The organism is Sulfitobacter sp. D7 (assembly GCF_003611275.1).
GTDB lineage: Bacteria > Pseudomonadota > Alphaproteobacteria > Rhodobacterales > Rhodobacteraceae > Sulfitobacter > Sulfitobacter profundi.
On sequence record NZ_CP020694.1, the window covers coordinates 1,344,651 to 1,370,380 of the forward strand.

Consider the following 25,730-nt stretch of genomic DNA (forward strand, 5'->3'; position numbering starts at 1 on the left):
GCGTTTCGTCACATCTATGCCTCCGGGCGGGCCGGAACAACCTATCCGTAGATGCGCAGCATTTCTTTCAGATCGTCGAGGGTGTTGGCCTCTTGCAGCGGCTTGTCCTTGCGCCAGCGCAGCATGCGCGGAAACCGCAGGGCGACGCCGGATTTATGGCGCGGGCTGGGTTGAATGCCTTCAAAGGCGATCTCGAATACATGATGCGGGGTCACCTGCCGCACGGGGCCAAAGCGTTGCTGTGTGTTCTTGCGCACCCATGCGGTGATCTGGCGGAACTCGGCATCCGTCAGGCCGGAATAGGCCTTGGTGAAGGGCACCAGATCATTGCCGTTCCAGACTGCAAAGGTGAAATCGGTAAAAAGGTTCGCCCGGCGGCCCGAGCCCGATTGCGCATAGATCATCACCGCGTCGATGGTCAGCGGATCCAGCTTCCATTTCCACCAGTCGCCCTTTTTGCGGCCCGACAGGTAGGGGCTGTCGGCGCGTTTCAGCATCAACCCCTCGGCCTGCGCCTCACGGGCGGTGTCGCGCAGGGTGGCCAGCTCGGCCCAATCGGTGAATTGGTGCTGCGGCGACAGGCGCACGGGCGCGTCGGCGGGCAAATCGGCTGCGGCCTGCTCCAACAGCGCGCGGCGCTCGGCAAAGGGACGGTCGCGGATGTCCTCGCCCTGCCATTCCAGCAGGTCGTAGGCGTGCAGCACCACGGGCGCTTCCTTTAGCAGCTTTTTGGGCACAGTCTTGCGTCCGATGCGGGCCTGCAATGCGTTGAAAGATGAAGGGAATTCGGCCCCCGGCTGCCAGACCAGCAACTCGCCGTCGAGCACCGTGCCCGGCGGCAGGTGATCGGCTGCGCGGGCAAGCTCGGGGAAGCGGTCGGTCATCAGTTCTTCGCCGCGCGACCAGACGAAGTAGTCGCCATCGCGCAGGATCAACTGGCCGCGGATGCCGTCCCATTTCCATTCCGCCCGCCAGTCGGTCGGGTCGCCCAAGGCGTCTGGTCCGTCTTCCAGCGCATAGGCGAGGTAGAAAGGGAAGGGGCGCGAGGCGTCGGCGCTGGCGTCTTCGGCCTCAATCAGGCTGTGCCACGTCACGTCATCGGGGTGCCAGTTACCCATCAGGCGGTGCGCCATTTCCGGCTCGGGGCGGCCACTGGCGCGGGACAGGGCGCGGGTCATCAGCTTTTGGCTGATGCCGATGCGAAAACCGCCGGTGATGAGCTTGTTGAACAGGAACCGCTCGGTGCCGCCAAGCTGTTGCCAAGCCGAAAGGACGAATGCCTTGCGCGCCGCGTCGTCTTCGTCTTTCAGCCCGCGCAGGGCGTTGATCCACGAGGTCAGCGTGCCGGTGTCGTCGTTCTCTACCGGGGGGAGGACCAGCGCGATGGTCTCGGCCAGATCGCCGACGATGGCGTAGCTGTCTTCGAACAGCCACAGCGGCACACCGGACGCCTCAGACGCCCATTCCCGCAGGCGGGTCGTGGTGACGGCGCGTTTCGGGCGGCGGCCTGAGAAAAGCGCCACGGTCCAAAGACGGTCGTCTTCGGCCGCGGTGGTGAAATACTCGGCCAAGGCGGCGACCTTTACCGTGGTTTTGGTGGTCTGGTCGACGGCATTGAAAAGAGCGGCAAAGTCCTTCATTCGCTGTCGCCTCCATCGCTGTCGAACTGGGTCGGGACGACCTGCGCGTTCCAGCCCTCGTCGTTAAGGTAACGCGTGAAGATATCGGTGTAACCATGGGTTACATATATGTTTTCCGCGCCAGTCTCACGGATGGCCCAAAGCAGCCCATGCCAATCCGCATGGTCCGAGATGACAAATCCACGATCCCCCGCGCGCCGTCTGCGCACCCCGCGCAGCGCCATCCAGCCCGAGGCAAAGGCGCTCTCCTGCGGTCCAAAGCGCCGCGCCCATTGGCTGCCCAAGGCCGAGGGCGGCGCCAGCACCAACGCGCCGGGGTGGTCTTTGGGGACGAGATCGGGCGTCACGAGCGTGGTCTCGGGCAGGGTGATGCCCTGTCCGCGCAGCACCGCATTGGTATTTTCCACCGCAGTATGGGTCAGGATCGGTCCGATCGTGGGATCGAGCATCGACAGGAGCCGCTGCGCCTTGCCCAGCGAATAGGCCCCGAGGAAAGCGGTCTTGCCCGCCGCCTTGCAACCCGCCCACCAGTCGTTGATCTGCGCTGCCACCTCGGCCTGCGGTGCCCAGCGAAAGACCGGCAGGCCAAAGGTACTCTCAGTAATGAAATGGTGGCACTGAACCGGCTCAAAGGGTTCTGACATGCCGTCGTCGATCACCTTATAATCGCCCGACGCGACCCAGACCTCTCCGCCGACCTCAACCCTGATCTGCGCGCTGCCGGGCACATGGCCCGCCGGGTGGAAGGAGACCGTGGCCCCGCCGATCTGCCGCCTCTCGCCATAGGCGATGCCCTCGATGGCGATCTCGCCCAAGCGGTGGCGCATAACGGGCAGGGCAGCGTGGGTGGCAAGGTAACTGCCCATCCCGTCGCGGGCATGGTCGGCATGACCATGGGTGATCAACGCCCGGTCAACGGGGCGCCAAGGGTCGATGTAAAAGTCACCTGCAGGGCAATAGATGCCGTTTTCGGTGAAGGTAAGGACGGGTTCACGTGTCATCCCAAGCAATCTAGGCGGCGCGGGCCGATTGCACAGGAAAATGACGCCTGAGCGGGGTTAACCGGTGATATTGCCCAGATAGAGCTTTTCCAGCCCATCGAAGATCGGCTTGCGCAACTCGGGGGTCTCCAGCAGCACCTCATGTTCGCCGCCCGGCACAATCTCAAGCCGCCCGCCTTTCCACTGCGCCATGCGCTTGTGGACGCGGTCTGTGGCGACGATCCGCTCGTTGCTGCCAAGATAGGTGACGCAAGGAATGTTGGGCGCGGACCGCCCGGCGAGGTGCTTCGTCTCGGCCAGCGCCTCGCGCAGCCAGACGAAGCTGGGGCCACCAAGGCTAAGCTCAGGATGGGCGGCCAGTTGATCGCGCATCATGTCGTACATCTGCGGGTCGGTGGTCAGCAGGTTGTCGTCGAAAGGGGCGATGGCGGGGTAGGCTTCGATCTTGGTGCCCGGCGGCAAGCGGTGGCCCTGTCCGACCCGGGGCATGAACTGCGCCAAGGACCAAGCAACGGCGCGCAGGTGCGGGACGACATAGATGCCCCACATCGGGCCCGTGAAAGCGACGGCCTGCACCGGCAGCCCCTCCATCACGGCGCGCAGCCCGATGCAGCCCCCCATGGAGTGCGCCAGCAGGAAATAGGGCCGCGGCAGGTTCAGGCTGCGCGCGGCGCGCAGCATGGCGGCAACGTCTTTTTGATAGTCGCTGAAAACATCCACATGGCCGATGCGGGTATCTGGCAGCAGCCGGTCCGACAGACCTTGACCGCGCCAGTCAATCGCCATGGTGGCAAGGCCGCGCCGCGCGAAGTCGGCGGCGCAAAGCCCGTATTTTTCAATATATTCGGTACGCCCGGGGAACAGCAGCACCGTGCCGCGCGCCCCGGCGCAGGGCCAATGACCCAGCCTGATCCGCTTGCCATCCGATGTCTCGGCCCAATGGGCTTGGCCCCCCTCGGGGCCGGGGGCGATATCGGTAAAAAGCGGGGCCGGGTCCAGCCGCATCAGCCGAGCACAGCAGCGAGCTTCATCGCCATGCCCATGTCGCCGTCGATCTTGAGCTTACCGGTCATGAAAGCGGAGGTCGGGTTGGTGTCGCCTTCGAGAATCGACTGGAAGGTTTCGGCGTCGGCGCTGAGCGTCACGTCCGCTTCTTCGTCAGCAGCGCGGGCGCCGTTTTCGTCCATCATCACGGTGCCTTCGCCTTCGATGTCGAACTTGGCCGTGCCGTCAAAATCGCTGCCGGCCAGCTTTTCGTTCAGCACCACAACCGCTTCGTTCACAATATCGCTCATCGCTCGCCCTTTTTTGGCATTTGGCCCCGCTACGTCTGGAATTGCGGCGGCAGCCTGTTACATTCAGTTTTGTTATGCGCATCATACCCGTCAACCTCAAACATACCGTTGCGGCAGTTGGTGGCTTTGTGTTGCTTGCGGGCATGGCCGTGGCCGAGGGGGCGCTGCCTGAGCTTATGCAAAAGCTGCGCGAGGCCCCGGCGGCCGAAGCCCCCAGAATCGCCCATGAGATCGAAGCGCATTGGCAGCGGTCCGGCTCGGCCTCGATGGATTTGCTGCTGTCGCGAGGGCGCGAAGCGATGGCAAATGGCGACAGCCGGTTGGCGATTGAGCATTTGACTGCGCTGACCGATCACGCGCCCGAGTTTGCCGAAGGGTTTCACACGCGGGCGCAGGCCTATTATGCGGCCAACCTCTATGGTCCCGCGCTGGATGATCTGGAACGGACGCTGGCGCTGAACCCCAACAACTACAACGCGATCTTCGGGCTTGCCGTGATGATACAGGAGTTCGGAGATCTGGGCCGCGCCGCGGCGCTTTACCGTAAGGTGCTCGCCCTCAACCCGCATCACGAAGACGCCCGGTCGGCCCTTGAGGGTCTGCGCCGGGACGGCATCGGACGCGAGCTTTAATTCAAGGATAAACAGGTGGCAGGCAACAAGCGCGTCGTGGCCGTTCTCGGCCCGACAAATACCGGCAAAACGACTTATGCTATCGAGCGGATGCTGGCGCACCGGACCGGAGTGATCGGCCTGCCTTTGCGCCTGCTGGCGCGTGAGGTTTATGACCGGATCGTCAAGGCGCGTGGCCCCTCGGTCGTGGCCTTGGTCACGGGCGAAGAGCGGATCGTGCCGCCGCGCACGCAATACTGGGTCTGCACCGTTGAGGCGATGCCGCAAGAGATGGGCGCGGATTTCGTGGCCATTGATGAGATCCAGCTCTGCGCCGACCCCGAGCGGGGCCATGTGTTCACCGACCGCTTGCTGCGGGCGCGTGGTCTGCATGAGACCTTGTTCATGGGGTCTGATACGATGCGCGGCACCATCGCGGCGCTGGTTCCGGGTGTCGATTTCATGCGCCGCGACCGGATGAGCGAATTGGTCTATTCTGGTCAGAAAAAGATAAGCCGAATGAAGCCGCGCAGCGCGATCGTGGGGTTTTCGGTTGAGAATGTATATGCCATCGCCGAGCTGATCCGCCGCCAAAAGGGCGGTGCAGCCGTGGTGATGGGCGCACTTTCCCCGCGCACGCGCAATGCGCAGGTAGAGATGTACCAGAACGGAGAAGTCGACTATCTGGTCGCCACCGATGCCATCGGCATGGGGCTTAACCTAGACGTTGATCACGTGGCCTTCTCGGCGCTTTCCAAATTCGACGGGCGTCGCATGCGGCCGCTGGCCCCGAATGAGTTGGCGCAGATCGCGGGCCGGGCGGGGCGCGGGTTTAAGTCCGGCACCTTCGGCACCACCGGCGATGCGCCTGCGCTGGACGATCACGTGGCCCGCGCGATCATGGATCACAACTTTACCCCGCAGAACAAAGTGAACTGGCGCAACCACGCTCTGCAGTTCGGCAGCATCGATCGGCTGATCCAGACGCTGGAAATGCCCCCTGAGGATGAGCGGTTGGTGCGGGCGCGTGAATCCGATGATCTGCGGGCCTTGAAAGCGCTGGCGCAGGTGGATGAAGTTTTTGCCCGCGCCACCGACGGCGCTTCGGTGCGGCTACTTTGGGATGTCTGCCGTATTCCCGACTTTCGCGGCATCAGCCACGCGGAACATGCGGGGCTTTTGGAGACCATTTTTAACGACCTGCACCAGCGCGGATATATCCCCGACGATTGGCTTGGGCGACAAATCAAGAGAATTGATCGAACCGATGGCGACATTGATGCGTTGTCCAAACGACTCGCGTTTATTCGCACATGGACCTACGTTGCGCAGCGCAAAGGCTGGACGAGGGACGAAAGCCATTGGCGCGACACGACGCGTGTCGTAGAAGACCGCTTGTCGGATGCTCTGCATGAGCGTTTGACTCAAAGATTTGTAGATCGGCGCACATCCGTATTGCTGCGCCGGCTTGGACAGAAGGAAGCCATGGTGGCCGATGTAAACGAGACCGGTGAAGTCACCGTTGAAGGTGAATTTGTAGGCAAGCTGGACGGGTTCCGCTTTCGGGTGGACAAGGGCGCGGGCGCGGCCGAGGACAAGACGGTGAAAACCGCCGCATTGCAGGCCTTGGCTCCGCAGTTCCATCTGCGTGCCGACCGGTTCTACAACGCACCCGATACCGAGATTGATTTCACCGAACAGGGCGGCCTGATGTGGGGCAGCGCTGCGGTTGGTAAACTGACCGCTGGCAGCGACGCGCTGAAGCCGCAGGTCGAGGTTTTCGTCGATGATATCGCCGGTCCCGAAGTGGCGGAGAAGGTGAAGCGCCGTTTGCAGCACTTCATCGACCGCAAGGTTGCCGCATTGTTCGAGCCGCTGCTGGGGCTGAGCAAGGATGAGACGCTGACCGGCTTGGCCCGTGGCTTTGCTTTCCAACTGGTTGAGAATTTCGGCATTCTGCCGCGCGCCCAAGTGGCCGAGGACGTGAAAGCGCTGGATCAAGACGCCCGCGGCGCATTGCGTAAACATGGCATCCGCTTTGGCCAGTTCACTATCTTTATGCCGCTGATGCTCAAGCCTGCGCCGACACGTCTGCGCTTGGTGCTATGGTCGCTCAGCAAGGGCCTGAACGAGTTCCCGGAATCGCCCCCTCCCGGTCTGGTGACCATTCCGGTCGAAACCGGCGCGCCCGAAGGGGCCGACACCATGTCGGGCTACCGCAATGCAGGCAAACGCGCGATCCGCATCGACATGCTGGAGCGTTTGGCCGACATGCTGCGCGCCGAAGATTCCCGTGGTGGGTTCGAAGCCAAGCCTGACATGCTGTCGATCACGGGCATGACGCTTGAGCAATTCGCCGACCTGATGGAGGGCTTGGGGTACAAGGCGGAAAAAGACGAGCGGACCAAGGTGAAACCCGTTGATGTCGTGATGCCGAAAGATGGCAGCCATGATGCAATGGACCCCTCTGCCGATACCAACGTGCCCGAAAAGCTCGACAGCGATCTGCCCGGCGATGACGCGGCAGACAAGCCAATCATGGATGTCGCCGCCGAGGAGCCCGCAGGCGGTATCATCGAAACCCCATCGGATGAGACCAACCCCGACGACCGCCCGGCGGACGTGGCCCAGATGCCCGACGATGGCATTGCGCCTATGGCCGATGTTGCGGCGGAAGACCCCGAGGTCGATACCAACATCCCTGAAGTACCGGCCGAAGAAATTCCGCAGGGCACCGCACCTGACGCCGATGTCGCCGGGCCGGAGTTGGAGACCTATTATATCTTCACTTGGGCGCGCAGCCCGCGCGGCAATGCCGGTGGCAACCGCCGCGGGGGGGACCGTCCTCAGGGGCAGGGCAAGCCGCGTGGCAAGCCCGCCAAGGGCAAGGGGCGCAAGCCCGGTGGTGACAAGGGCGGCAAATCGCAAAACTTCTCTGCGCGTCCGCCGCGCAAGGAAAAGCAGATTGACCCTGATAACCCCTTTGCCGCCGCGCTGATGGGGCTGAAGGACGACAAGTAAGTGGAGGCGGGCGCAAAACTGCGGCTCGACAAATGGCTGTGGCACGCCCGCTTTTTCAAGACTCGCTCGCTCGCTGCCGCTCAGGTGGCGGGCGGCGCGGTTCGGATCAATGGCACCCCCACCCAGAAACGCGCCAGCAACGTCGGCCCCGGCGATGTGCTGACCTTCAGCCAGGGCGATCACGTTCGTGTCATCCGGATCGAGGCAATAGGCCAGCGGCGGGGTCCGGCCCCTGAGGCGCAGTCGCTTTATACCGATCTGTCCCCACCGCAGCCAAAACCAAAGGACAGACAGCCCGAAAATCCCGGTTTTGAGGGAAAGGGCCGCCCGACCAAGCGCGACCGCAGGCAGCTTGATCTTTCTAAGGCACGCCACCTTGAATGATCCCGCGCCCCGGTTTAGCTAGTCCCTCACATACCCAGCCAGAGTTTCCCGCATGACCTATATCGTGAATGACGCCTGCATCGCCTGCAAATACACCGACTGCGTCGAAGTATGTCCGGTGGATTGCTTCTATGAAGGCGAGAACATGCTGGTGATCCACCCCGATGAATGCATCGACTGCGGCGTCTGCGAGCCTGAGTGCCCCGCCGATGCGATCCGCCCGGACACCGAGCCGGACATGGAAAAGTGGGTTGAGTTTAACCGCAAGTATTCCGAGCTTTGGCCCGTCATCATCACCAAGAAAGACCCGCTGCCCGAGGCAGAGGAGATGGACGGCAAAGAGGGCAAGATGGAGCTCTTCTCGGAAAAGCCGGGCGAGGGCGGTTGAGGCCCAACCGATTCGCGCTTTGTTGCCGCTTTGTGACCTCAAGATTTCGGGTTAAACCGCTGGAATGACCGGGAAACCGCCAAGTAGGACTTGGTGTAGCTTTCGGACGGCGTGATTCTGTGCTATGATGTCTTCAAGCTGTAACACACGAGCCTGATAATGTTTCGACCCTGCTGCCAAGGTTGACCTCACATTTCTAAATTAAACGCACCCGATCGCAGGCCGCTCAGGCTGCGCTTCGCATGCGTTTTACGTGCTGTTCAGGTGTCTGAGTTAATGGCGGGGCTTCCCCCGCGCGCCAAGGAGCGACCTATATGACCAAATCGAAAAAGCTTGATTTCCGCCCCAATGAATTCGTCGTCTACCCTGCGCATGGCGTGGGGCAGATCGTCTCGATTGAGGAGCAGGAAGTTGCCGGCATCGCGCTGGAGCTGTTCGTGATTTCCTTTGAGAAAGACAAGATGACCCTGCGGGTACCGACCCATAAGGCGACCGAAATTGGCATGCGCGCGCTGTCCACGCCCGACGTGATCAACCACGCGATGAAGACCCTCAAGGGCAAGGCCAAGGTCAAGCGCGCCATGTGGTCCCGCCGCGCGCAGGAGTATGAGCAAAAGATCAACTCCGGCGATCTGATTGCTATTGCCGAGGTGGTGCGCGACCTGCACCGCACCGACGACCAGCGCGAGCAGAGCTATTCCGAGCGTCAGCTTTACGAAGCCGCCCTTGAGCGTCTGACCCGCGAAGTGGCCGCCGTTTCGGGGGGCGACGAACTCGCCGCCGCGAAACAGGTGGGCGATGTGCTGGAAAGCCGCGTAGCCGCCTAAGAGCGCCGCAGGTTGAGATCATGCCGCGTCCCCTAGGGGCGCGGTTTTTTCGTTAGGGGATGGCCTGCCAGCCGTAGGCCATCATCTGACAGCCTGTTAGCAGGGCAATCTCTGTCACCTGTTGAGTCGCGCCCAGCACATCGCCGGTCTGCCCGCCGATCTTGCGTTTGGCGATCTGCCGCACCACCAGCGCCCCGAGCAGCCCCAAAAGCGCCAAGCGCCATGCTGAATAGTCCGGCGCAACCACGATCACCACCACCCCGATCAGCACCGCCACCGCCGTCGCCAATTCGCCGGGGCGGCCGGTGCGGTTTGACAGCCCGTCGCGGCGCACCGTCGGCAGGCTGTCCATCACCCAGACCATCGCGGCGCGTGACCCGCAAGAGGCGATGACCAGCGCCCAGATCAGCGCCTCATCCGTGATCAGTTCGCTGATCAGATACCACCGGAGCAACAGCGACAGCACCAGCGCCACCACGCCGTAGGTGCCGATCACGCTGTCTTTCATGATGCGCAGCCGTTTCTCTGCCGTCCAAGCGCCCCAGAACCCATCGGCGCAATCAGCGAGGCCGTCTTCATGCATCGCCCCGCTCAGCATCACCAACGCAAGCAGCACGAAAGCCGCTGTCAGCGGCGGGGTTGCCCCCATCCGTGTTAACGCCAGCCCCACGGCCCCCGCGATTAGCGCCAGCACAATGCCTACCAGCGGATAGGCCCAAGCGCTGCAGGCCGGTGGGCGCTGCGGCTCGGTCGGGAAGTGGAAATGCGGCAGGGGCAGGCGGGTCAGCAGGGCAAAGGCCACCGCGATGTCGCGGGCGCGAAAGGCGTGCCTAAGGGTGGTGATGTCGGGAATGGCCATTATTTCGCCCCTTCGGCACTTTCAGCGCCGACAGGCTAAGGCTAGAAACGATTGAATATCAATCCGCAAAGGGCCGCATATGAACACGTCTTTCGCCAGTCTTTCCGAATTTCGCAGCCTTCTGCGCGCGATGCCCGCCTGCGACAGCGCCGCGATGGAAGAGGCGCGCGCCCATGATAGCATCCTCACGAAACCTCCCGGGGCGCTAGGCCGGTTAGAGGAACTGGCGATCTGGTACCGAGGCTGGCGCAGCGGTGCCCGGGCCGAGATTGCAGCGCCTCAGATCATCGTTTTTGCGGGCAACCACGGGGTTGCCGCGCGGGGTGTTTCGGCCTTTCCGGCAGAGGTGACCGCGCAGATGGTGGCGAACTTTCAGCACGGCGGGGCGGCGATCAACCAAATCGCGCGGATGAATGGGGCGAGCCTTGATGTGGTCCCGCTGTCCTTGGACAAGCCGACCAAGGATTTCACCGTTGAGCCCGCGATGGACGAGGATGAATTCCTCGAAGCGCTGCGCGCAGGTTGGGAGGCGGTGAACTCCGAGGCCGATCTTTTGGTCGTGGGCGAAATGGGCATCGCCAACACCACCTCTGCCGCTGCCCTTGCCAGCGCGATCTTGGGCGGCGGGGCCGAATTCTGGACCGGGCGGGGCACCGGGGTGGATGATGCGGGCCTGTCGCAGAAAACCGACGTCGTGGCCGAGGGCGTTGCCCTGCACGCGGACAAGGGTGACGGGTTGGAGAGCCTGCGCCGCCTTGGTGGCCGCGAACTGGCCGCGATGGCCGGGGCCATGGCGCGGGCGCGGCAGCTGCGCATCCCTGTGATCCTAGATGGTTTCATCTGCTGCGCCGCCGCGCTTGGCCTTGCGCGCACCACACCGGGCGCGCTGGATCACTGCGTTGCGGGCCACCTCAGCGCGGAAAGCGGCCACCGGCGTCTGCTGGGCGCGATGGACAAGGAGCCGCTGCTGGAGTTGAACCTGCGGCTCGGCGAAGGCTCTGGCGCGGGCTTGGCGATCGGCATCCTTAAGACCGCCCTTGCCTGTCACGCAGGGATGGCCACCTTTGCCGAAGCGGGCGTCAGCGACGCATAGCGCGGTGCCGGGCAGCCCCCCGGAAAGGGGGCTAGCTGCCCGGTTCAGGCGCTTTCCTTGCCCTTGCTTTCACCCAGATTGAGAAAGGCCGTTTCCAAGTCTTTCTGCAATTCTTTCGCCCGGGCGACATAGGCGGCGTTCTGCGAAGGGGGCACATCTGGGCGCCAGAGGGCCGCCAATTCGCGGACCGAATCCCGGTCATGGGCATAGAATAGCTTTTGCGCCTCGTTCGCTTCGAAATCCGAAAGCCCCATGTTTTCCAACACATATCGCCCGGCCCTGAGGGAGCTGTCGAACATCTCGCGCACGATGTCATTCGACCCGGCCTGATAGTGGCGATAGACCTCTTCGCGGTCGCGCGCGCGGCTGACGATATGCACATGCGGGTTCTCCTTGCGCGCGTAGGAGATCAGAGAGACCGCCGATTTCGGGTCATCAAGCGCCACCACCAGCACGCTGGCCTCTTGCAAACCCGCCTTGCGCAGGATGTCGGGCCGCGTCGGATCACCCAAAAAACCTTTGAAGCCAAAGCGCCGCATGACGGCGATGGTCTCGGGGTTGTGGTCCAACACGACGGTTTGAAAGCCGCTGGCCTGTACCATCCGGTTCACCATCTGCCCAAAACGCCCCACGCCCGCGATGATCACCGGACCGCTGCTGTCGATCTCATCGGCGATGACGGGGGCGCTGTCGTCAAGGCGTCGGCTGATCAGGTCGTGCAGGATAAACAGCAGCGGCGTGATCAGCATGGTCAGCGCCACCACCAGCAAGAGCGTCTCGCCAATCGGGTCGGGCATGACACCGGTGGCGAGGGAGAAGCTGACCAGCACAAAGCCAAACTCCCCGGCCTGCGCGAGTGCCAGCGTAAACAGCCAGCCATCGCGTCCTTTCAGACGGAACAGGCGGCCTAGCACCATGAGGATCAGCGCTTTGACGATGATAACCAAAAGCGCCATGCAGATCAGGATTAGCGGTTTTTCGAACAGCAGGACAAAGTTGATGCCCGCGCCGACGGTGATGAAAAACAGCCCCAAGAGCAGCCCTTTGAAGGGCTCAAGGTCGGTCTCTAGCTCGTGGCGGAATTCGCTGCTGGCCAAGACCACACCGGCGAGGAAGGCACCAAGCGCGGGTGAGAGCCCGACCACCGTCATCAGCGAGGAAATCCCCACCACGATCAGCAGCGCCAGCGCCGTGTACATCTCGCGCAGTTTGGCAAGGTGGATATAGCGGAACACGGGCCGGGTCAGGTAGATGCCGACGAGGATGATCGCCGCTACGGCCCCAATGGTTACCAGCGTCACGCCCCAGCCGGGCAGGCTTTGAACAAAGGTCTGGGCGGCATGGGCGGCGTCATTGCCGTGGCTGGCCTCCGCGCTCAGATGCGCGTTCTCGACCTCTTGGGGATCAAGTGAAATCGCCCCGTTGGGCAGGATCCCCCCGGCAAGCCCCGTGGCCAGCAGCGGCAGGAAGGCGAGGATGGGGATCACCGCGATATCTTGGGTCAACAGCACCGAGAAGACGGATCTGCCCCCCTGTGTTCGCATCAATCCCTTTTCCGAAAGGGTCTGCAACACGATCGCCGTGGAAGAAAGCGCGAGTGTCAGACCAATCGCCAGCGCCACGCGCCACGGCTGGTCATAGGCCATGGCGATGGCCATCAGCGCCGCTGTCGACAGCAGCACCTGCAGCCCGCCCAAGCCCAAAAGCCGATGCCGCATGTCCCAGAGCGCACGGGGCTCCAGTTCCAACCCGATGAGGAACAGCATCATCACCACGCCGAATTCCGCGAAATGCTGCACGTCCTTCGTCTCGGACCCGACCAGTCCTAACACCGGGCCGATCAGAATGCCCGCCGCGAGGTAGCCCAGCACCGACCCAAGCCCCAATCGCGCGGCAATCGGCACGGCGATCACGGCGGCGGCCAGATAGACGGAGGCTTGGAACAGGAAACCTTCCATTGCGGTCCTCTCTCAATGTCAGGTGGGCAGCGGCCCGTCCTGTTTCAGTTGGTCCATGACAATCTGGCTATGCACCCGGCTAACGGCCTGATGGGGCAGAAGAACGTCGTGAATGAGCCTGTTCAGGCTCGGCAGATCGTCACAATAGACTCTCAAGAGATAGTCCGCATCCCCCGTCATCGTCCAAACGCTCACAATCTCGGGACGGGTGGCCATAAGCCGCGCAAAGCTGGCCGAATGCTCTGGCCCGTGGGTGCCCAGATGCACCTGCACGAAGCCCTGCACATTAAGCCCCATCCGCACCGGATCGAGCCGCGCATGATAGCCGCGAATATAGCCCTCTGCCTCCAACCGCTGCCGCCTGCGCCCGGCTTGGCTGGAGGATAGGTTGAGCTCTTGGCCCAGTTCCTGCGCCGTGAGGTGGGCGTTTTTTTGCAGTGCCGTCAGCAGCCGCCGATCTGTTTCATCCAACATGATGCGTATTTCCCGCATGGTTTATGGGTAATATGCTCTTCTTGCGCGAAAATTACCAGAACCATGCCGCGAAACGCGCAAACAGCGCGGAACGTGCATCGTATCATGGGCCAAATCCCAAAAGCAGAGGAGACTGACATGGGCCCTTTCCCACATGACGCCCCGAAATCGCAGATCACGGCAGAGAACCCCGCCGGCACCGATGGTTTCGAGTTTGTCGAATTTGCCAGCCCCGACCCGCAGGCGCTGCGCGATGTCTTTACCAAAATGGGCTATGCCCATGTCGCCAATCACAAGACGAAAAAGATCGAACTTTGGCAGCAGGGTGACATCACCTATGTGCTGAACCACGACCCCGAAAGCTTTGCCGCGCGTTTCGTCGAAGAGCATGGCCCCTGCGCACCCTCGATGGGCTGGCGTGTGGTCGATGCACAAAAGGCGTTGGAACATGCGGTCGCCAAGGGGGCCGAGGAATACAAAGGCGATGGAAAGGTGCTGGACGTGCCTGCAATCATGGGGATCGGCGGCTCGCTGATCTATTTCGTTGATCAGTATTACGACACCTCGCCCTACAATTGGGAATACGACTGGATCGCGACCTCCAAGCCCGAGGGCGTTGGGTTCTACTACCTCGATCACCTCACGCATAATGTCCACAAGGGCAATATGGATGTCTGGTTCAAGTTCTACGGCGATCTGTTCAACTTCCGCGAAATTCGCTTCTTTGACATCGAAGGTAAGTTCACCGGCCTCACCAGCCGCGCGCTGACCTCGCCCTGTGGCCGCATTCGCATCCCGATCAACGAAGACCGCGGCGAGACCGGGCAGATCGTGGCCTATCTGAAGAAGTACAACGGCGAAGGCATCCAGCATATCGCCGTGGGCGCGCGCGATATCTATGACGCCACGGATGCGATTGCCGACAACGGTCTCAAATTCATGCCCGGCCCGCCCGAGACCTACTACAAGATGAGCAAGGACCGCGTGACCGGCCATGAAGAGCCGCTGGACCGGATGCAGAAACACGGCATCCTGATCGACGGCGAAGGTGTCGTCGACGGGGGCGAGACGCGCATCCTGTTGCAGATTTTCTCGAAAACGGTCATCGGCCCGATCTTCTTTGAGTTTATTGAGCGCAAGGGCGATGACGGGTTCGGCGAAGGCAACTTCAAAGCGCTGTTTGAATCGATCGAGCAAGAGCAGATCGACAACGGCGAGCTTGAGACCTCGTAAGAAAAGCACATTCGGGGAGGGGTGAAGGGGCGCTTCGGCGCCCCGTTTTGCGCGCGGTTGCGGGCAGTCGAACCGGCGTTAGTTCGGCATCTTCAGCACGACATTGCGGCCCCGGCGGACATAGCGCAACTCGCTGTCCCCAATCGCAGAGACGCGGCCCCCATCGATACGGTCACCCACCTCAACCTTTTGATAGCGCCCATTGCTGAGCCGGACCAAGGCGCGGCGGTTCGATGGTTTGCCGTAGACCCCGATCAGATTGACGTCCCGCAGGTTGATCGCATTCTTCACCGTGGCCTGTTTCGCGACCGAGGTTTTGGACGGAAAGCGCGGCTGCACCGCTTTGGGGGCGACGCTGGCGACCTGTGCGGGGGCCGCATCGCGGGCGGCGCGTTTCACGATCCGGTCAAAATTGCGGGGCCGCGTATCGGGGCGGCGTGATTGGGTGGTGGCCTGTTTCGTGGCGTTCTGGATCGCCGGAGGCGTGGCAAGTGCGGCGGCAACGGCGCCGCTGGTGTCAATCGGATCAACGGTCACTTCGGGCGGGGCGGCAGCGACGAGCGCTTCTTCTGCCTCTTCCTGAACCGACTTTGGCCGCAACTGCGGGCGCAGGCCCGCCAGTTCGGAGCGCGTCAGCCCATCAAGCTGCGCGCGTTCGGTGGTTTCTTCCAGATCATCGGGCCGGTCGCGGGGCCGGGCCTCTGCCAAGGCGTTATCGACCTCCGGGGCCACCGGTTCGGCCTCTGGCCGGGTCAGTGTGGCGGGCGGCTCGGCGGAGGGGCGACCAAGGTAGACCAGATGCCCATCGGGGCTGAGCGCTCCTTGGGCTGAGGGTTTGACCAGACCGCGGGAGTCCAGCGCAAATTGCGTGCCTGCCGCTACGGGTGAGCTGACCGCGCCGGGGGCCGTATCGGTGCCAAAGGCATCGACCGAGGGCAGGGCCACGGCATCTGTCGTGCTGCTGATCGGGTCGATGCTGGTGAGGTAAAGATCGTCGATATCAATTGCCGCCGCCGGGGCCGGGGGCACGTCCGGTGCGCGGGCCCAGATGCCGGTGGTGGCATATTTGGCGTCAATCTCGGCCTCGGTCATCTCGGTCAGGGGGCGCGGCTCGGGGTCGCGCAGGGCGTCGAGCACGGCACCGTCTTCATCGGTCAGACCGGCGTCCAACGCGGCGGTTTCAATCGCGTCCGGCTCAGCTGGTTCAGGGGGCAGCACGGCGATTTCTTCGTCGATGCTGGGCGTTTCCGCCGGGGCCAAGGCTTCGGCGGTGCTGCGCGGGCTGCGATCGCCAAAGAGCCGCGAGAGGGCGCTGCCCTCGTCAAGGAAGATCGAGGCCCAAGCGGCGACACCTGCAAGGAAAACCAAGAGCGCCGCTGTCAGGATCAAGCCAAGGAAACGCGGCTTGCCGCCGACTTCGTTGCGGCGACGGGCGCCGAAAACGGTCATTCGATCGGCTTCTGAGGCGGGGGTGGCGGTGGCCGCGGCGGCGGTGGCCGACCGACGGTCTTTCGATGCCTTGGGCTTACGACGGCTGAGGAAGGCCCCACCGGAGGAGGGCGCTTCGGGCGTCAGAGAACTGCTGTCGGGCTGGGGGGCTGCGGCCACTGCCGCGGCGGCGGTGGCTGCCGGTTCGACGGGCATCTGCGGGGCCAGCGGGGCCGCGGCGGGCGAAGGCGCGCCGACGGGCAGCGACGGCGTGCTGGGCGCGGGTGCGGGCGATGGTTCCGGCTTCGCGGCGGGCGGAGGCGGCGGTGTCGCGCGGCTCGCACCACCAAGGCTGGGTGCACTCTCAGTCCCGCCACGGCGGCTTGCGAAACCGGCAGCAGGGGCGCTGCGCGACGGCGGGGCAGAGAAATCGACCCTGCGCGAAGGCTCAGACCGCGGGGCGGCGGGCGGCTTGGCCTGTGCTGCGGCCGCTGCGGCCAGTGGCGCAGCGGAGGCCGCAACGCTGCCGCTGGCGGGGGGCGTCGATAGCGGCGCAGCCTCAGCCGGTTCTGCGGCGGGCGCAGGGGCATCCAGCGCGGGCAGGTCCTCTTCCACTGGCGGTGGCGTTTCTTTTGGCGTGGGGGCCAGTTCAGCCTCTGCCGCGGGGGCTGACGCTTCTGTTTCCTCTGCCGCAGGGATCACTGCCGCGTCCAGTGCGGGCAGGTCTTCCTCAAGGGGCGGGGGCGTCTCTTTGGGGGTCGGCTCCAACGCCGCCGGGGGTGTTTCCGGCGATTCCTCGGGGGTGGCCAACTCGGGCAGGTCTTCCTTTGCCGGCGGCGGTGTCTCTTCGGGCGTAGCTGCGAGATCAGGTTCCGCCAAGGGCGTATCGGCCACGGGCGTATCGGCCACCGGTGTGTCTGCCACTGATGTGTCGGCCACGGGCGTCGTCTCATCCGTGTCCACGATCGGCCCCGCAGGCGCGCTCATCACGCCGGAGATCACGATGGGCTCCGCTTCGGGGGTCACGGTTTCGCCGGGGTCCAAAAGCGCCGATGCGGCTTGGGTCATGCCGAAATGCGGCACGCCTACAAACGCCTCGGCGGCAGGGGCGGCGGCAAAGCTGACAGGGTGGAAACGGTGCTCCACCGCAAAGGCTTCGGCCTCTTCCAAGGTTTCGCGGGCCACGGCGGCCACATGGCTTTGCGCGCCATCGGCGTGGACGTCGAACACCAGATCAGCCACCGGATAGGGCGTTGCCCCCTCAAGCGCCTCAGCCGCTGCGGCATGGCGGGCGGCGGGGTCCATTCCGGTGGTGTCGATGGCCAGATATTTGATTTGCGCGTCGGGGATCAGCAGCAGGCTGCGCAGCCCGCCGGGCTCTAATGCCGTCGCGGTTTTGCGCAAGACCGCCAGTTCCGCCGCCAGATCGGCGCTGTCGAGCGCCACTTCACCAACAAGCTGCCAGCCGCCCGATGTGCGGTGGAGCAAACGAATGCCGTCGAACGACAGGGAGAGGGTAAAATTCGGCTTCATCGGGGTCGACTTTAGCATGGGGTCGGGCGCACTTACAGACGCGCCGCAGTCTTCGCGAAGGATAGAGCAGGAGTTCGCCCAAGGGAAGGGTGCGCGCGGCGCAGGTGCTTGTCAGCGGGGGCCCGCGATGGGCAAATGGCGGCGCATTGATGCACGGAAAGGAGCGAACATGCGACTGATGAATTGGGTGGCACTGGCGTGGATGGCGGGGGCGGGGCTGGTCTCGGCCCAGCAGGGACCGGAAGAGGGGATTATCGTCACCGGCCAAGGCAGCATCGCCGCCGTGCCCGACATGGCGACGATCACGCTGGGCGTGACCGAAGAGGCCGAGACCGCCAAAGCCGCGATGGACAAGGTGACCGAAGCGGTATCTGCGATCCTGACCCAGCTTGACGCGCAGGGCATCGCGGCGAAGGACCGTCAGACCAGCCGCTTCTACCTGCGCCCCGTGCATGACCGCCGCCCCGTCGAAAATGGCGCCCCGCCGCGCATCACCGGCTATCAAGCGGGCAATTCGGTGACCGTAAAGGTCCGCGATCTGGACCGGCTTGGTGCGATGATGGACGCGGTGATCGACGAAGGTGCGAATGATTTCAACGGCTTGGACTTTGGTCTTCAAGATCCGAAAGGCGCGTTGGCAGAGGCGCGCAAAGCCGCGGTTGCCGATGCCACCGAACGCGCCCGGCAATTGGCCGATGCCGCGGGGGTGAAGCTGGGCACGCTGATCCGCATGACCGAGAATTCGCATTCCCAGCCTAAGATGTTCGAGGCCGCCCGCATGGGCATGGCGATGGACAGTGCCGTGGCCGAAGGCGAGGTCGAGCTGCAGGCCGAGGTCTCCATGACCTTCGCGATTGCGCCGGGGCAGTAAGCCGCCTTGGATGGAAAATCCCCCGCCGAGGTGATCGGCGGGGGCGAAGGTTTAGCTGGTCGCTTTGGTCAGCGCCTGATCCAGATCGGCGATCAGATCGTCGGCGTCTTCTGTCCCGATTGAGATACGCACCACGCCCGGCCCGGCCCCTGCCGCTTCTTGCTGCTCTTGCGTCAGCTGGCGGTGGGTGGTCGATGCCGAGTGGATGATCAGCGAGCGCGTATCGCCCAAGTTCGCCACATGGCTAAAGATTTCAAGGCTGTTGACCAGTTTCACGCAGGCGTCATAACCGCCTTTGACCGCAAAGGTGAAAAGCCCGCCCGCGCCCTTGGGGCAGACCTTTTGCATCCGCTCGTGATAGGGCGAGGATTTCAGCCCGGCGTAGGTGACGTAATCAACGCGGTCGTCCTGTTCGAGCCATTCGGCAACCTTGACCGCGTTTTGCACATGGCGGTCCATCCGCAGTGACAGGGTCTCGATCCCCATGAGCGTGTAGTGGGCCGCCTGTGGGTTCATCGTCATCCCCAGATCACGCAGCCCGATGGCGATGCCGTGGAAGGTGAAGGCCATCGCGCCGAAGGTCTCGTGGAACTTCATCCCGTGATAGGCTTCCTCGGGCTGGCTGAGCGAGGGGAATTTGTCATTCGCGGACCAGTCGAATTTGCCCGAATCCACGACGCAGCCGCCCATGACGGTGCCGTTCCCGGTGAGGTATTTGGTGGTGGAATGCACCACCAGCGTCGCGCCATGCTCAATCGGGCGGCAGAGGTAGGGCGTGGCGCTGGTGTTGTCGATGATCAGCGGAATGCCCGCCGCATCGGCCACATCGGCAATGGCGCGCACATCCATGATATAGCCGCCGGGGTTGGCGATGGCCTCACCAAAGACCGCGCGGGTGTCGTCGTCGATCGCATCGGCGACGGCTTGCGGATCGTCGAAATCGACAAACTTGCAGGACCAACCGAAGCGTTTGATCGTGTGGCTGAACTGCGTGACCGTGCCGCCATAAAGACGGGTGGAGGCGACGATATTCTTGCCCGGTCCCATCAGCGGGAACAGCGCCATGATCTGCGCCGCGTGACCCGAGGAGCAGCAGACCGCCCCCACACCGCCTTCGAGCGTGGCAATCCGCTCTTGCAGGACGGCGTTGGTGGGGTTGGTCAGGCGCGAATAGATATAGCCGACTTCTTGCAGGTTAAAGAGCGCCGCCGCGTGATCGGCATCGCGAAAGACATAGGCCGTGGTCTGGTAGATCGGCGTCTGCCGCGCACCGGTGGCCGGGTCGGGTGTGGCGCCTGCGTGAATCTGCAACGTGTCAAATTGATGTTTGGGGCTGTCGGCCATTGGTCTGTCCTCTCAGAAGAATGGATTTCGCGCAGCCTAGGCGCAAAGAACCGTTCAGACAACGGTGGACGGATCGCTCAGCGCATCCAAAAACCGTTGGATTTGATCCGGTTGCGGATCGCCTGTTCGCGGCGCGGCAGGTTGTCTTGATCAAAGAGCGCGCGCACCTTGGCGCCGCGCCCCTGATAGACCATCCGCTTGATCGGATCGCGCTGCTTGAGTAGCTTTTTCATCTGGTTGGGGGCGGTGATGGTCTCTAGAACCTCAATCGCATGGTCGCTTTCGCGGGCATAGAGCAGCGGCAGAAACCGGTAGTGGCAGGTCACCGTGCCATCCAGCAAGCCAGAGGGCAGGGCATCCCGCCCACCGCCGAGGGCGTGGATCACCAGTGGCAGCACGATTTGGTCGAGCCATGGGTCGAAGCTCTGCGCGCAAAGCTCCACAGGAGGATCATCCCGTACCGCCAGCGCATAGCGCAGAAACAGCGCGCCAAATTCATGCGGGCAGCGGTAGTAGAAGAACCCGGCGTTAAAATAGAGATAACGGCGCCAATATTCATCCGGCTGGCTCAGGTCGAGGCTGCTGGCGAAGTTGAGGTCAAACTTGTCGTAAAGCGACTTCCAGAGCGCGGTATAGCCCGGCCCGTAAAGCTGCGGCTCGGGCCATGTCCCTTCGCGCCGCAGGGAGGCCGAGGGCCGGTCAAAATCAAAAGGCACGGCGGCCAGATCGCCAGTGATCAGCGTGTCTGTGTCAAAGAAAACAAAGGGTTCGCCCGCGGGCAGGGCGCTGAGCATCTCGATTTTGTTGCCATAGGGGTAGGCGCTGCCGAAATGCTGGCTCTCGAAGGGGATGAACTCTGCTCCGAGGTCGGTCAGCGCCTCACGCAGCGCGGTGTCGATGATGCGCGGGTCGTTGTCCCAAAGCGGTCCGGGCTGCGGCTCGGCGATCAGCAGGCGGCCTTGGAACTGCGGGCAAGAATGGCGCAGGGAGGCGGCAAAAAGCAACGCTTCATAGGTCAGCCGGCCCTGCTGCCCCACGATGACGACGTTGAAAGTTTGCGGGATACGCGAATTGCGTGTCATACTTGGGCAAGGCCTTTTGGTTTTCGGCCAATATAGGGGCAGGCGTCTCTTGGCAAAAGCCAGCAATTTGAGCGGCCTGCGGGAGGGTTCGGAATGTTCGATTTTGTCTTCGCCGTGATCGCGATCAGCCTTGGCGGACCAGCCGCCCCTTTGGACGGGGTTGGCCGACCGGATGCACCGATGACGGTGCAGGCCCCGGCGCGGCCCGCAGCACCGGCCAGTCCGGCGGCGCCTCTCGCACCCGCAGAACCGCCGCGGGCATTTCACATGGCTGCCGTGCCCCCCGGATTGGTTGCCGAAGATCAAACCCCCACGGGCCGGTTCACAACCGCCGCAGAGGTGAAGCCGATCCTGAACGCGACGCGCGGCAATTGGATCGCGGTGCGGGAGTATGACGGGCAGGATCTCGTCTATGTCACCCATCTGTGGAGCTGGCGCTGCGGGCTGGCCGCGATGGCGGTCGCGGTCAACGACGCGCCGATGCAGAATTGGCCGATGCCCCCCTGCCACGAGGCGCTGCCTTCGCCCAATGCGATTCTGGATGATGATCCGCAGCCGTATCTGACATTCGACCTCGGGTCTGTTCAGACGGTTCGGGTTCAGTTGGTATACGACGATCTGAGCATGGAGCTTGAGGCGTTTTCGCGGGGGGACGTGCTGATCCCGTGAGGCGGTTACGTTGCCGTCGCGCGCAGGATCGATCCGGGGGATTGATCGGTGGCCACGGGCGTTACGCTCGCGTGGTTCCGGGGTCATCTACGGAGGAGAAAGTGGTGGGCGACCCTGGAATCGAACCAGGCGTGCGTCTCCGCGAGGGAGTTACAGTCCCCTGCCACACCTTGCGGCCTGTCGCCCACTTTGTCCTGTGCATTGCACCTGACGTGGGGGCGTGATTACAAGCGACCCAAAGAAGCGTCAAGGCGAATTCCTGAGAAATGTTGGGGAAATCGCACGAAAGGATAAAGAGATGAAGAAACCCAAATGGGTCGTGCAAAAAGAGCAGGACAAGAAGGCCGAAGCGGCGCAGACGGTCTGGCTTTTTGGTCTGCATGCGGTGCGCGATGCGCTGATGAACCCGAACCGCGAAAAACTGCAGCTGATGGTCACGCCGAATGCCCAAGCCAAGTTGGAGGATGCCATCGCAGAGGCGGGAATCACGCCGCAGGTCGTTGACCCGCGCAAGTTCCGCCCGCCGCTCGATCCCAACTCCGTCCACCAAGGCGCGGTGCTGGAAGTGAAGCCGCTGAACTGGGGCCGGTTGGAGGATGTCGCCATCGGCGATTCCGCACCGCGGCTGCTGTTGCTCGACCGGGTGACCGATCCGCACAACGTCGGCGCGATTCTCCGCTCGGCTGAAGTCTTGGGCGCTTCGGCGGTCATCGGCACCAAGCACCACTCCGCGCCTGAGACCGGCGCGTTGGCCAAGACCGCCAGCGGCGCGTTGGAGCGTCAGCCCTATCTGCGGGTGCGCAACCTCGCTGATGCGATCCGCGCCCTGCAGGATATGGGGTATCTGGTGCTGGGGCTGGATGGGGAGGCCACCCAGACCATCGAGGGCGCGGTAGAGGGCCGCCGTGACCGCCCTGTGGCGCTGGTTCTGGGGGCCGAGGGGCCGGGGCTGCGTGAGAAGACCCGCGAGACCGTGGATGCGCTGGTGCGGATCGATGCGGCTGGCGGATTTGGGTCGCTCAATGTCTCTAACGCCGCGGCGATTGCGCTTTATGCCAGCCGGGTCGGGGGCTGAGAATCGGCAAGAACTGGCTCAAAACCGGGCAGGGGGCGGGGCCGCAGGGTCCGGCCCCTTTGAAAACGGCCAAGGGTTCCTAAATTTAAAGGTGACCGCAGGCCCGGAACGCCTGCCGGCCACCTACTGTCCCTCGTTCCGTACCTTACGCCCCGTGTTCGTCATGGGGCGTTTTTTTATGTCATGGTGGACGCGAGATACACAAAAGCCGCCCCGAGGGGCGGCTTTGCGTTTCCTACGGGGTGGTAGGATCAACCTGGAGCGGGCGAGGCGATTCGAACGCCCGACCCTAACCTTGGCAAGGTTATGCTCTACCCCTGAGCTACGCCCGCATCCGGTTGGTGAGGGGGGAATACCCATTCGCGCGGGGGGCTGCAAGAGGTAAAATGCGGCGGCTTGGCCGGGTCCATGCGATTTTTCTGGCATTCGTCACGGGCCTGAAAAACACAAAGGGCCGCATCCGAGGATGCGACCCTGTGAAGACCAGATGGAGCGGGCGAGGCGATTCGAACGCCCGACCCTAACCTTGGCAAGGTTATGCTCTACCCCTGAGCTACGCCCGCTTACCGTCTGGTGAGGGCGAGATACCCATTGGGGCAGGGGGCTTCAAGAGGGAAATGTGGTTTTTGGCGGAAAAAGTTGCGCAGGGCGGGGGCGCTGCCCCCGGACCCCCGCGGGTATTTGAAAAAGGATGAATTAGAAGAGGGCGTGACCCAGTAAACCGAGGGCCGAGGCGGCGATCATGGCGAGGGTCAGAACCATACCGACCTGGCGCAGGATGAATTTTTGCGGGGTGGCGGCAAAGCCTAGAGGATGCAGGATGCGGCCTGTCAGCAGCGCGAGGCCAAGGGCGTGGACAGCCAGTGCGGGGGCGCCATTGGCTTCGGTCAGCGCCAGCAAGATCAGCGCGATGGGCATGTATTCTGCGGCATTGGCCTGTGCGCGCATGCGTTTGAGCAGCGCCTTGTCTCCGGTATCGCCGAGAGAGATGCGATTGACCCGCCGGTAGGCAATCACATGCCAGCTGAGGCCGAGAAAAACCAGCGCACAAAGGGCGGCGTAAATCGGAGTGAGGGTGAGAGGCATGGGGTGACCTTTGTCTGGGGCTTTCGCTGAGTGTGACAGTGCAGCGGTGCAAAAGAAAAGGCCCCGCGTGTGGCGGGGCCTTTGAAATGGTGACGCAGCGCTTAGTGGCTGTGCTGTTTGTCCCAGTCTTCCTGCTTTGGAAGCTGCTCGAACGTGTGTTCGGGCGGCGGGCTGGGCAGGGTCCATTCTAGCGTATCCGCGAACTCGTTCCATGGGTTGTTCGCCGTGGAGCGGGCGCCGCGTGTCAGCGTGTAGGCCATGATCCCGAAGAAGAACAGGAAGGAGGCGAAGCTGAGGAAGGCGCCGATCGAGGACCACTGGTTCCAGTAGGCGAAGGCCTCGGGGTAGTCGATGTAGCGGCGTGGCATGCCCTGACGGCCCAAGAAGTGCTGGGGGAAGAAGGTCAGGTTGGCGCCGATGAACATTGCCCAGAAGTGCAGTTTGCCGGCCCATTCGGGGTACATACGGCCTGTCATCTTGGGCAGGTAGAAGTAGATGCCTGCAAAGATGGCGAAGACGGCACCGAGCGACATCACGTAGTGGAAGTGCGCCACGACGTAGTAGGTGTCGTGATAGGCACGGTCCACAGCGGCCTGGCTCAGCACGATGCCGGTGACGCCACCGACGGTGAAGAGGAACAGGAAGCCGAAGGCCCAAAGCATCGGAGTTTTAAACTCGATAGAGCCGCCCCACATGGTGGCGATCCAGCTGAAGACCTTCACCCCTGTTGGCACCGCGATGACCATGGTGGCCAGCATAAAGTAGGCCTGCTGGTTCAAGGTCATGCCCACGGTGTACATGTGGTGCGCCCAAACGACGAAGCCCAGAGCGCCAATCGCGATGATCGCCCAAACCATCGGCAGGTAGCCGAAGACCGGTTTACGCGAGAAGGTCGCGATCACGTGGGAGATGATGCCAAAGCCGGGCAAGATGATGATGTATACTTCGGGGTGACCAAAGAACCACAGGATGTGCTGGTAGAGGATCGGGTCACCACCGCCTGCGGGGTCGAAGAAGGCGAAGCCGAAGTTGCGGTCCATCAGCAGCATGGTGATCGCGCCCGCCAGTACCGGCAGGGACAGAAGGATCAGCCAGCTTGTGACGAAGATCGACCATGCAAAGAGCGGCACTTTGAACAGGGTCATGCCGGGGGCACGCATGTTCAAGAAGGTGGTGATCATGTTGATCGCACCGAGGATCGAAGACGCACCCGAGACGTGGACGGCGAAGATCGCGAAGTCCATCGACATGCCTGCTTCGCGGACCGAGAGCGGCGGGTAGAGCACCCAGCCCACGCCGGAGCCCAGTTGGCCATTGCCGCCCGGTGTCAGCAGCGAGCAGACCGCCAGCGTTGTACCGGCGACATAGAGCCAGAAGCTGAGGTTGTTCATCCGCGGGAAAGCCATATCCGGCGCGCCGATTTGCAGCGGCATGAAGTAGTTGCCGAAACCGCCGAAGAGGGCGGGAATCACGACGAAGAACATCATCAGGATGCCGTGGCCGGTGATCAGCACGTTCCACAGGTGGCCGTTGGGCGTACATGCAGCGGCGCTATCCGCGATGAAACGTGCGCCTTCCATACACATGTATTGAACGCCGGGGTTCATGAGCTCAAGGCGCATGTAAACGGTGAATGCCACCGAGATAAGACCGACCAAGGCCGAGACGATCAGATAAAGGATACCGATGTCTTTGTGGTTTGTGGACATGAACCACCGGGTAAAGAACCCCCGGTCGTCGTGATGATCTTGGCCGTGAATGGCTGCGTCTGCCATGCGGTGCCTCCTGCAAATGAATTGGACACATGGCGCCATAGGCGGCACATGCGGTGTCGCGCCCGTTTTAGAGCGACCGTCTC

General features: G+C 63.0%; 22 protein-coding genes and 3 tRNA genes. 10 read left to right on the top strand and 15 right to left on the bottom strand.

Going from position 1 to position 25,730, the window contains the following annotated elements:
• Positions 1 to 41: 41 nt before the first annotated feature.
• From B5M07_RS06530 to B5M07_RS06545, 4 genes are read right to left on the bottom strand one after another with little or no spacing between them, the layout of a single operon-like run.
• A complete protein-coding gene (locus tag B5M07_RS06530; protein ID WP_120350695.1) occupies positions 42 to 1,640 on the bottom strand; it encodes an ATP-dependent DNA ligase in 1,599 nt (532 codons plus the stop codon).
• Complete coding sequence (locus tag B5M07_RS06535) at positions 1,637 to 2,641, bottom strand: ligase-associated DNA damage response exonuclease (protein ID WP_120350696.1); 1,005 nt, start codon at positions 2,639 to 2,641, stop codon at positions 1,637 to 1,639. The genes B5M07_RS06530 and B5M07_RS06535 overlap by 4 nt, the downstream gene beginning before the upstream one ends.
• A 57-nt stretch (positions 2,642 to 2,698) precedes the next feature.
• A complete protein-coding gene (locus B5M07_RS06540) occupies positions 2,699 to 3,646 on the bottom strand; it encodes an alpha/beta fold hydrolase (RefSeq protein ID WP_120350697.1) in 948 nt (315 codons plus the stop codon).
• Positions 3,646 to 3,936 carry an SCP2 sterol-binding domain-containing protein gene (locus tag B5M07_RS06545; RefSeq protein WP_067262473.1) on the bottom strand — a complete coding sequence of 97 codons (291 nt, stop codon included), beginning with the start codon at positions 3,934 to 3,936 and terminating at the stop codon, positions 3,646 to 3,648. The genes B5M07_RS06540 and B5M07_RS06545 overlap by 1 nt, the downstream gene beginning before the upstream one ends.
• Before the next feature lie 74 nt (positions 3,937 to 4,010).
• On the opposite strand from B5M07_RS06545, the gene B5M07_RS06550 reads away from it, so the two are divergent.
• From B5M07_RS06550 to B5M07_RS06570, 5 genes are all read left to right on the top strand, one after another.
• Complete coding sequence (locus tag B5M07_RS06550; protein WP_120350698.1) at positions 4,011 to 4,568, top strand: hypothetical protein; 558 nt, start codon at positions 4,011 to 4,013, stop codon at positions 4,566 to 4,568.
• A 15-nt stretch (positions 4,569 to 4,583) separates the two neighbouring features.
• Entirely contained in the window at positions 4,584 to 7,568 is a 2,985-nt protein-coding gene (locus B5M07_RS06555; RefSeq protein WP_254693968.1) for a helicase-related protein, read from the top strand.
• Positions 7,569 to 7,952 (top strand): RNA-binding S4 domain-containing protein, encoded by a 384-nt coding sequence (locus tag B5M07_RS06560; protein ID WP_120350699.1) that lies wholly within the window; start codon positions 7,569 to 7,571, stop codon positions 7,950 to 7,952.
• A 52-nt stretch (positions 7,953 to 8,004) separates the two neighbouring features.
• The gene (gene fdxA, locus B5M07_RS06565; RefSeq protein ID WP_067262482.1) at positions 8,005 to 8,340 is read left to right on the top strand and encodes a ferredoxin FdxA; all 336 of its coding nucleotides are present in this window, start codon (positions 8,005 to 8,007) and stop codon (positions 8,338 to 8,340) included.
• Between the two features lie 314 nt (positions 8,341 to 8,654).
• Entirely contained in the window at positions 8,655 to 9,167 is a 513-nt protein-coding gene (locus B5M07_RS06570) for a CarD family transcriptional regulator (protein ID WP_007120274.1), read from the top strand.
• A gap of 52 nt (positions 9,168 to 9,219) precedes the next feature.
• Here the strand turns inward: B5M07_RS06570 and cobS are convergent, their stop codons facing one another.
• Positions 9,220 to 10,026 (bottom strand): adenosylcobinamide-GDP ribazoletransferase, encoded by an 807-nt coding sequence (gene cobS, locus B5M07_RS06575; protein WP_120350700.1) that lies wholly within the window; start codon positions 10,024 to 10,026, stop codon positions 9,220 to 9,222.
• A 79-nt stretch (positions 10,027 to 10,105) separates the two neighbouring features.
• Here cobS and cobT point away from each other — a divergent pair, with 79 nt between their 5' ends.
• A complete protein-coding gene (gene cobT, locus B5M07_RS06580; RefSeq protein WP_120350701.1) occupies positions 10,106 to 11,119 on the top strand; it encodes a nicotinate-nucleotide--dimethylbenzimidazole phosphoribosyltransferase in 1,014 nt (337 codons plus the stop codon).
• Positions 11,120 to 11,163: 44 nt separating this feature from the next.
• Here cobT and B5M07_RS06585 read toward each other — a convergent pair whose 3' ends face one another.
• Both B5M07_RS06585 and B5M07_RS06590 read right to left on the bottom strand, forming a co-directional pair.
• Complete coding sequence (locus B5M07_RS06585; RefSeq protein WP_120350702.1) at positions 11,164 to 13,077, bottom strand: monovalent cation:proton antiporter-2 (CPA2) family protein; 1,914 nt, start codon at positions 13,075 to 13,077, stop codon at positions 11,164 to 11,166.
• Between the two features lie 18 nt (positions 13,078 to 13,095).
• The gene (locus tag B5M07_RS06590; protein ID WP_067626139.1) at positions 13,096 to 13,551 is read right to left on the bottom strand and encodes an Lrp/AsnC family transcriptional regulator; all 456 of its coding nucleotides are present in this window, start codon (positions 13,549 to 13,551) and stop codon (positions 13,096 to 13,098) included.
• Positions 13,552 to 13,689: 138 nt separating this feature from the next.
• Between B5M07_RS06590 and hppD the strand changes: the two genes are divergently transcribed.
• Positions 13,690 to 14,784, top strand: coding sequence for a 4-hydroxyphenylpyruvate dioxygenase (hppD, locus tag B5M07_RS06595; protein ID WP_067626134.1), 1,095 nt, complete (start codon positions 13,690 to 13,692; stop codon positions 14,782 to 14,784).
• A 78-nt stretch (positions 14,785 to 14,862) separates the two neighbouring features.
• Here the strand turns inward: hppD and B5M07_RS19410 are convergent, their stop codons facing one another.
• Positions 14,863 to 17,745 carry a hypothetical protein gene (locus B5M07_RS19410; RefSeq protein WP_162931824.1) on the bottom strand — a complete coding sequence of 961 codons (2,883 nt, stop codon included), beginning with the start codon at positions 17,743 to 17,745 and terminating at the stop codon, positions 14,863 to 14,865.
• Positions 17,746 to 17,914: 169 nt separating this feature from the next.
• Here B5M07_RS19410 and B5M07_RS06605 point away from each other — a divergent pair, with 169 nt between their 5' ends.
• Complete coding sequence (locus B5M07_RS06605; protein ID WP_120350703.1) at positions 17,915 to 18,616, top strand: SIMPL domain-containing protein; 702 nt, start codon at positions 17,915 to 17,917, stop codon at positions 18,614 to 18,616.
• A gap of 51 nt (positions 18,617 to 18,667) precedes the next feature.
• Here the strand turns inward: B5M07_RS06605 and B5M07_RS06610 are convergent, their stop codons facing one another.
• Together B5M07_RS06610 and B5M07_RS06615 are read right to left on the bottom strand one after the other, a co-directional pair.
• On the bottom strand, positions 18,668 to 19,960 hold the full coding sequence (locus B5M07_RS06610) for an O-acetylhomoserine aminocarboxypropyltransferase/cysteine synthase family protein (RefSeq protein ID WP_067626576.1): 1,293 nt from the start codon (positions 19,958 to 19,960) through the stop codon (positions 18,668 to 18,670).
• Positions 19,961 to 20,037: 77 nt separating this feature from the next.
• Complete coding sequence (locus B5M07_RS06615) at positions 20,038 to 21,042, bottom strand: hypothetical protein (RefSeq protein WP_120350704.1); 1,005 nt, start codon at positions 21,040 to 21,042, stop codon at positions 20,038 to 20,040.
• Between the two features lie 93 nt (positions 21,043 to 21,135).
• Between B5M07_RS06615 and B5M07_RS06620 the strand changes: the two genes are divergently transcribed.
• Complete coding sequence (locus B5M07_RS06620; RefSeq protein WP_162931825.1) at positions 21,136 to 21,711, top strand: hypothetical protein; 576 nt, start codon at positions 21,136 to 21,138, stop codon at positions 21,709 to 21,711.
• A 102-nt stretch (positions 21,712 to 21,813) separates the two neighbouring features.
• Here B5M07_RS06620 and B5M07_RS19415 read toward each other — a convergent pair.
• Positions 21,814 to 21,897: transfer RNA gene (locus B5M07_RS19415), tRNA-Tyr, on the bottom strand.
• Positions 21,898 to 22,009: 112 nt separating this feature from the next.
• Here B5M07_RS19415 and rlmB point away from each other — a divergent pair.
• Positions 22,010 to 22,786 (top strand): 23S rRNA (guanosine(2251)-2'-O)-methyltransferase RlmB, encoded by a 777-nt coding sequence (rlmB, locus tag B5M07_RS06625; RefSeq protein ID WP_067626569.1) that lies wholly within the window; start codon positions 22,010 to 22,012, stop codon positions 22,784 to 22,786.
• Between the two features lie 257 nt (positions 22,787 to 23,043).
• Here rlmB and B5M07_RS06630 read toward each other — a convergent pair.
• The 4 genes from B5M07_RS06630 to ctaD form a co-directional block, all read right to left on the bottom strand.
• Positions 23,044 to 23,118: transfer RNA gene (locus B5M07_RS06630), tRNA-Gly, on the bottom strand.
• A 156-nt stretch (positions 23,119 to 23,274) separates the two neighbouring features.
• Positions 23,275 to 23,349: transfer RNA gene (locus B5M07_RS06635), tRNA-Gly, on the bottom strand.
• 133 nt (positions 23,350 to 23,482) lie between these two features.
• Positions 23,483 to 23,872, bottom strand: a complete 390-nt coding sequence (locus tag B5M07_RS06640; RefSeq protein ID WP_120350705.1) for an MAPEG family protein — start codon at positions 23,870 to 23,872, stop codon at positions 23,483 to 23,485.
• A 101-nt stretch (positions 23,873 to 23,973) separates the two neighbouring features.
• Positions 23,974 to 25,647 (bottom strand): cytochrome c oxidase subunit I, encoded by a 1,674-nt coding sequence (ctaD, locus tag B5M07_RS06645; protein WP_120350706.1) that lies wholly within the window; start codon positions 25,645 to 25,647, stop codon positions 23,974 to 23,976.
• Positions 25,648 to 25,730: the final 83 nt, after the last annotated feature.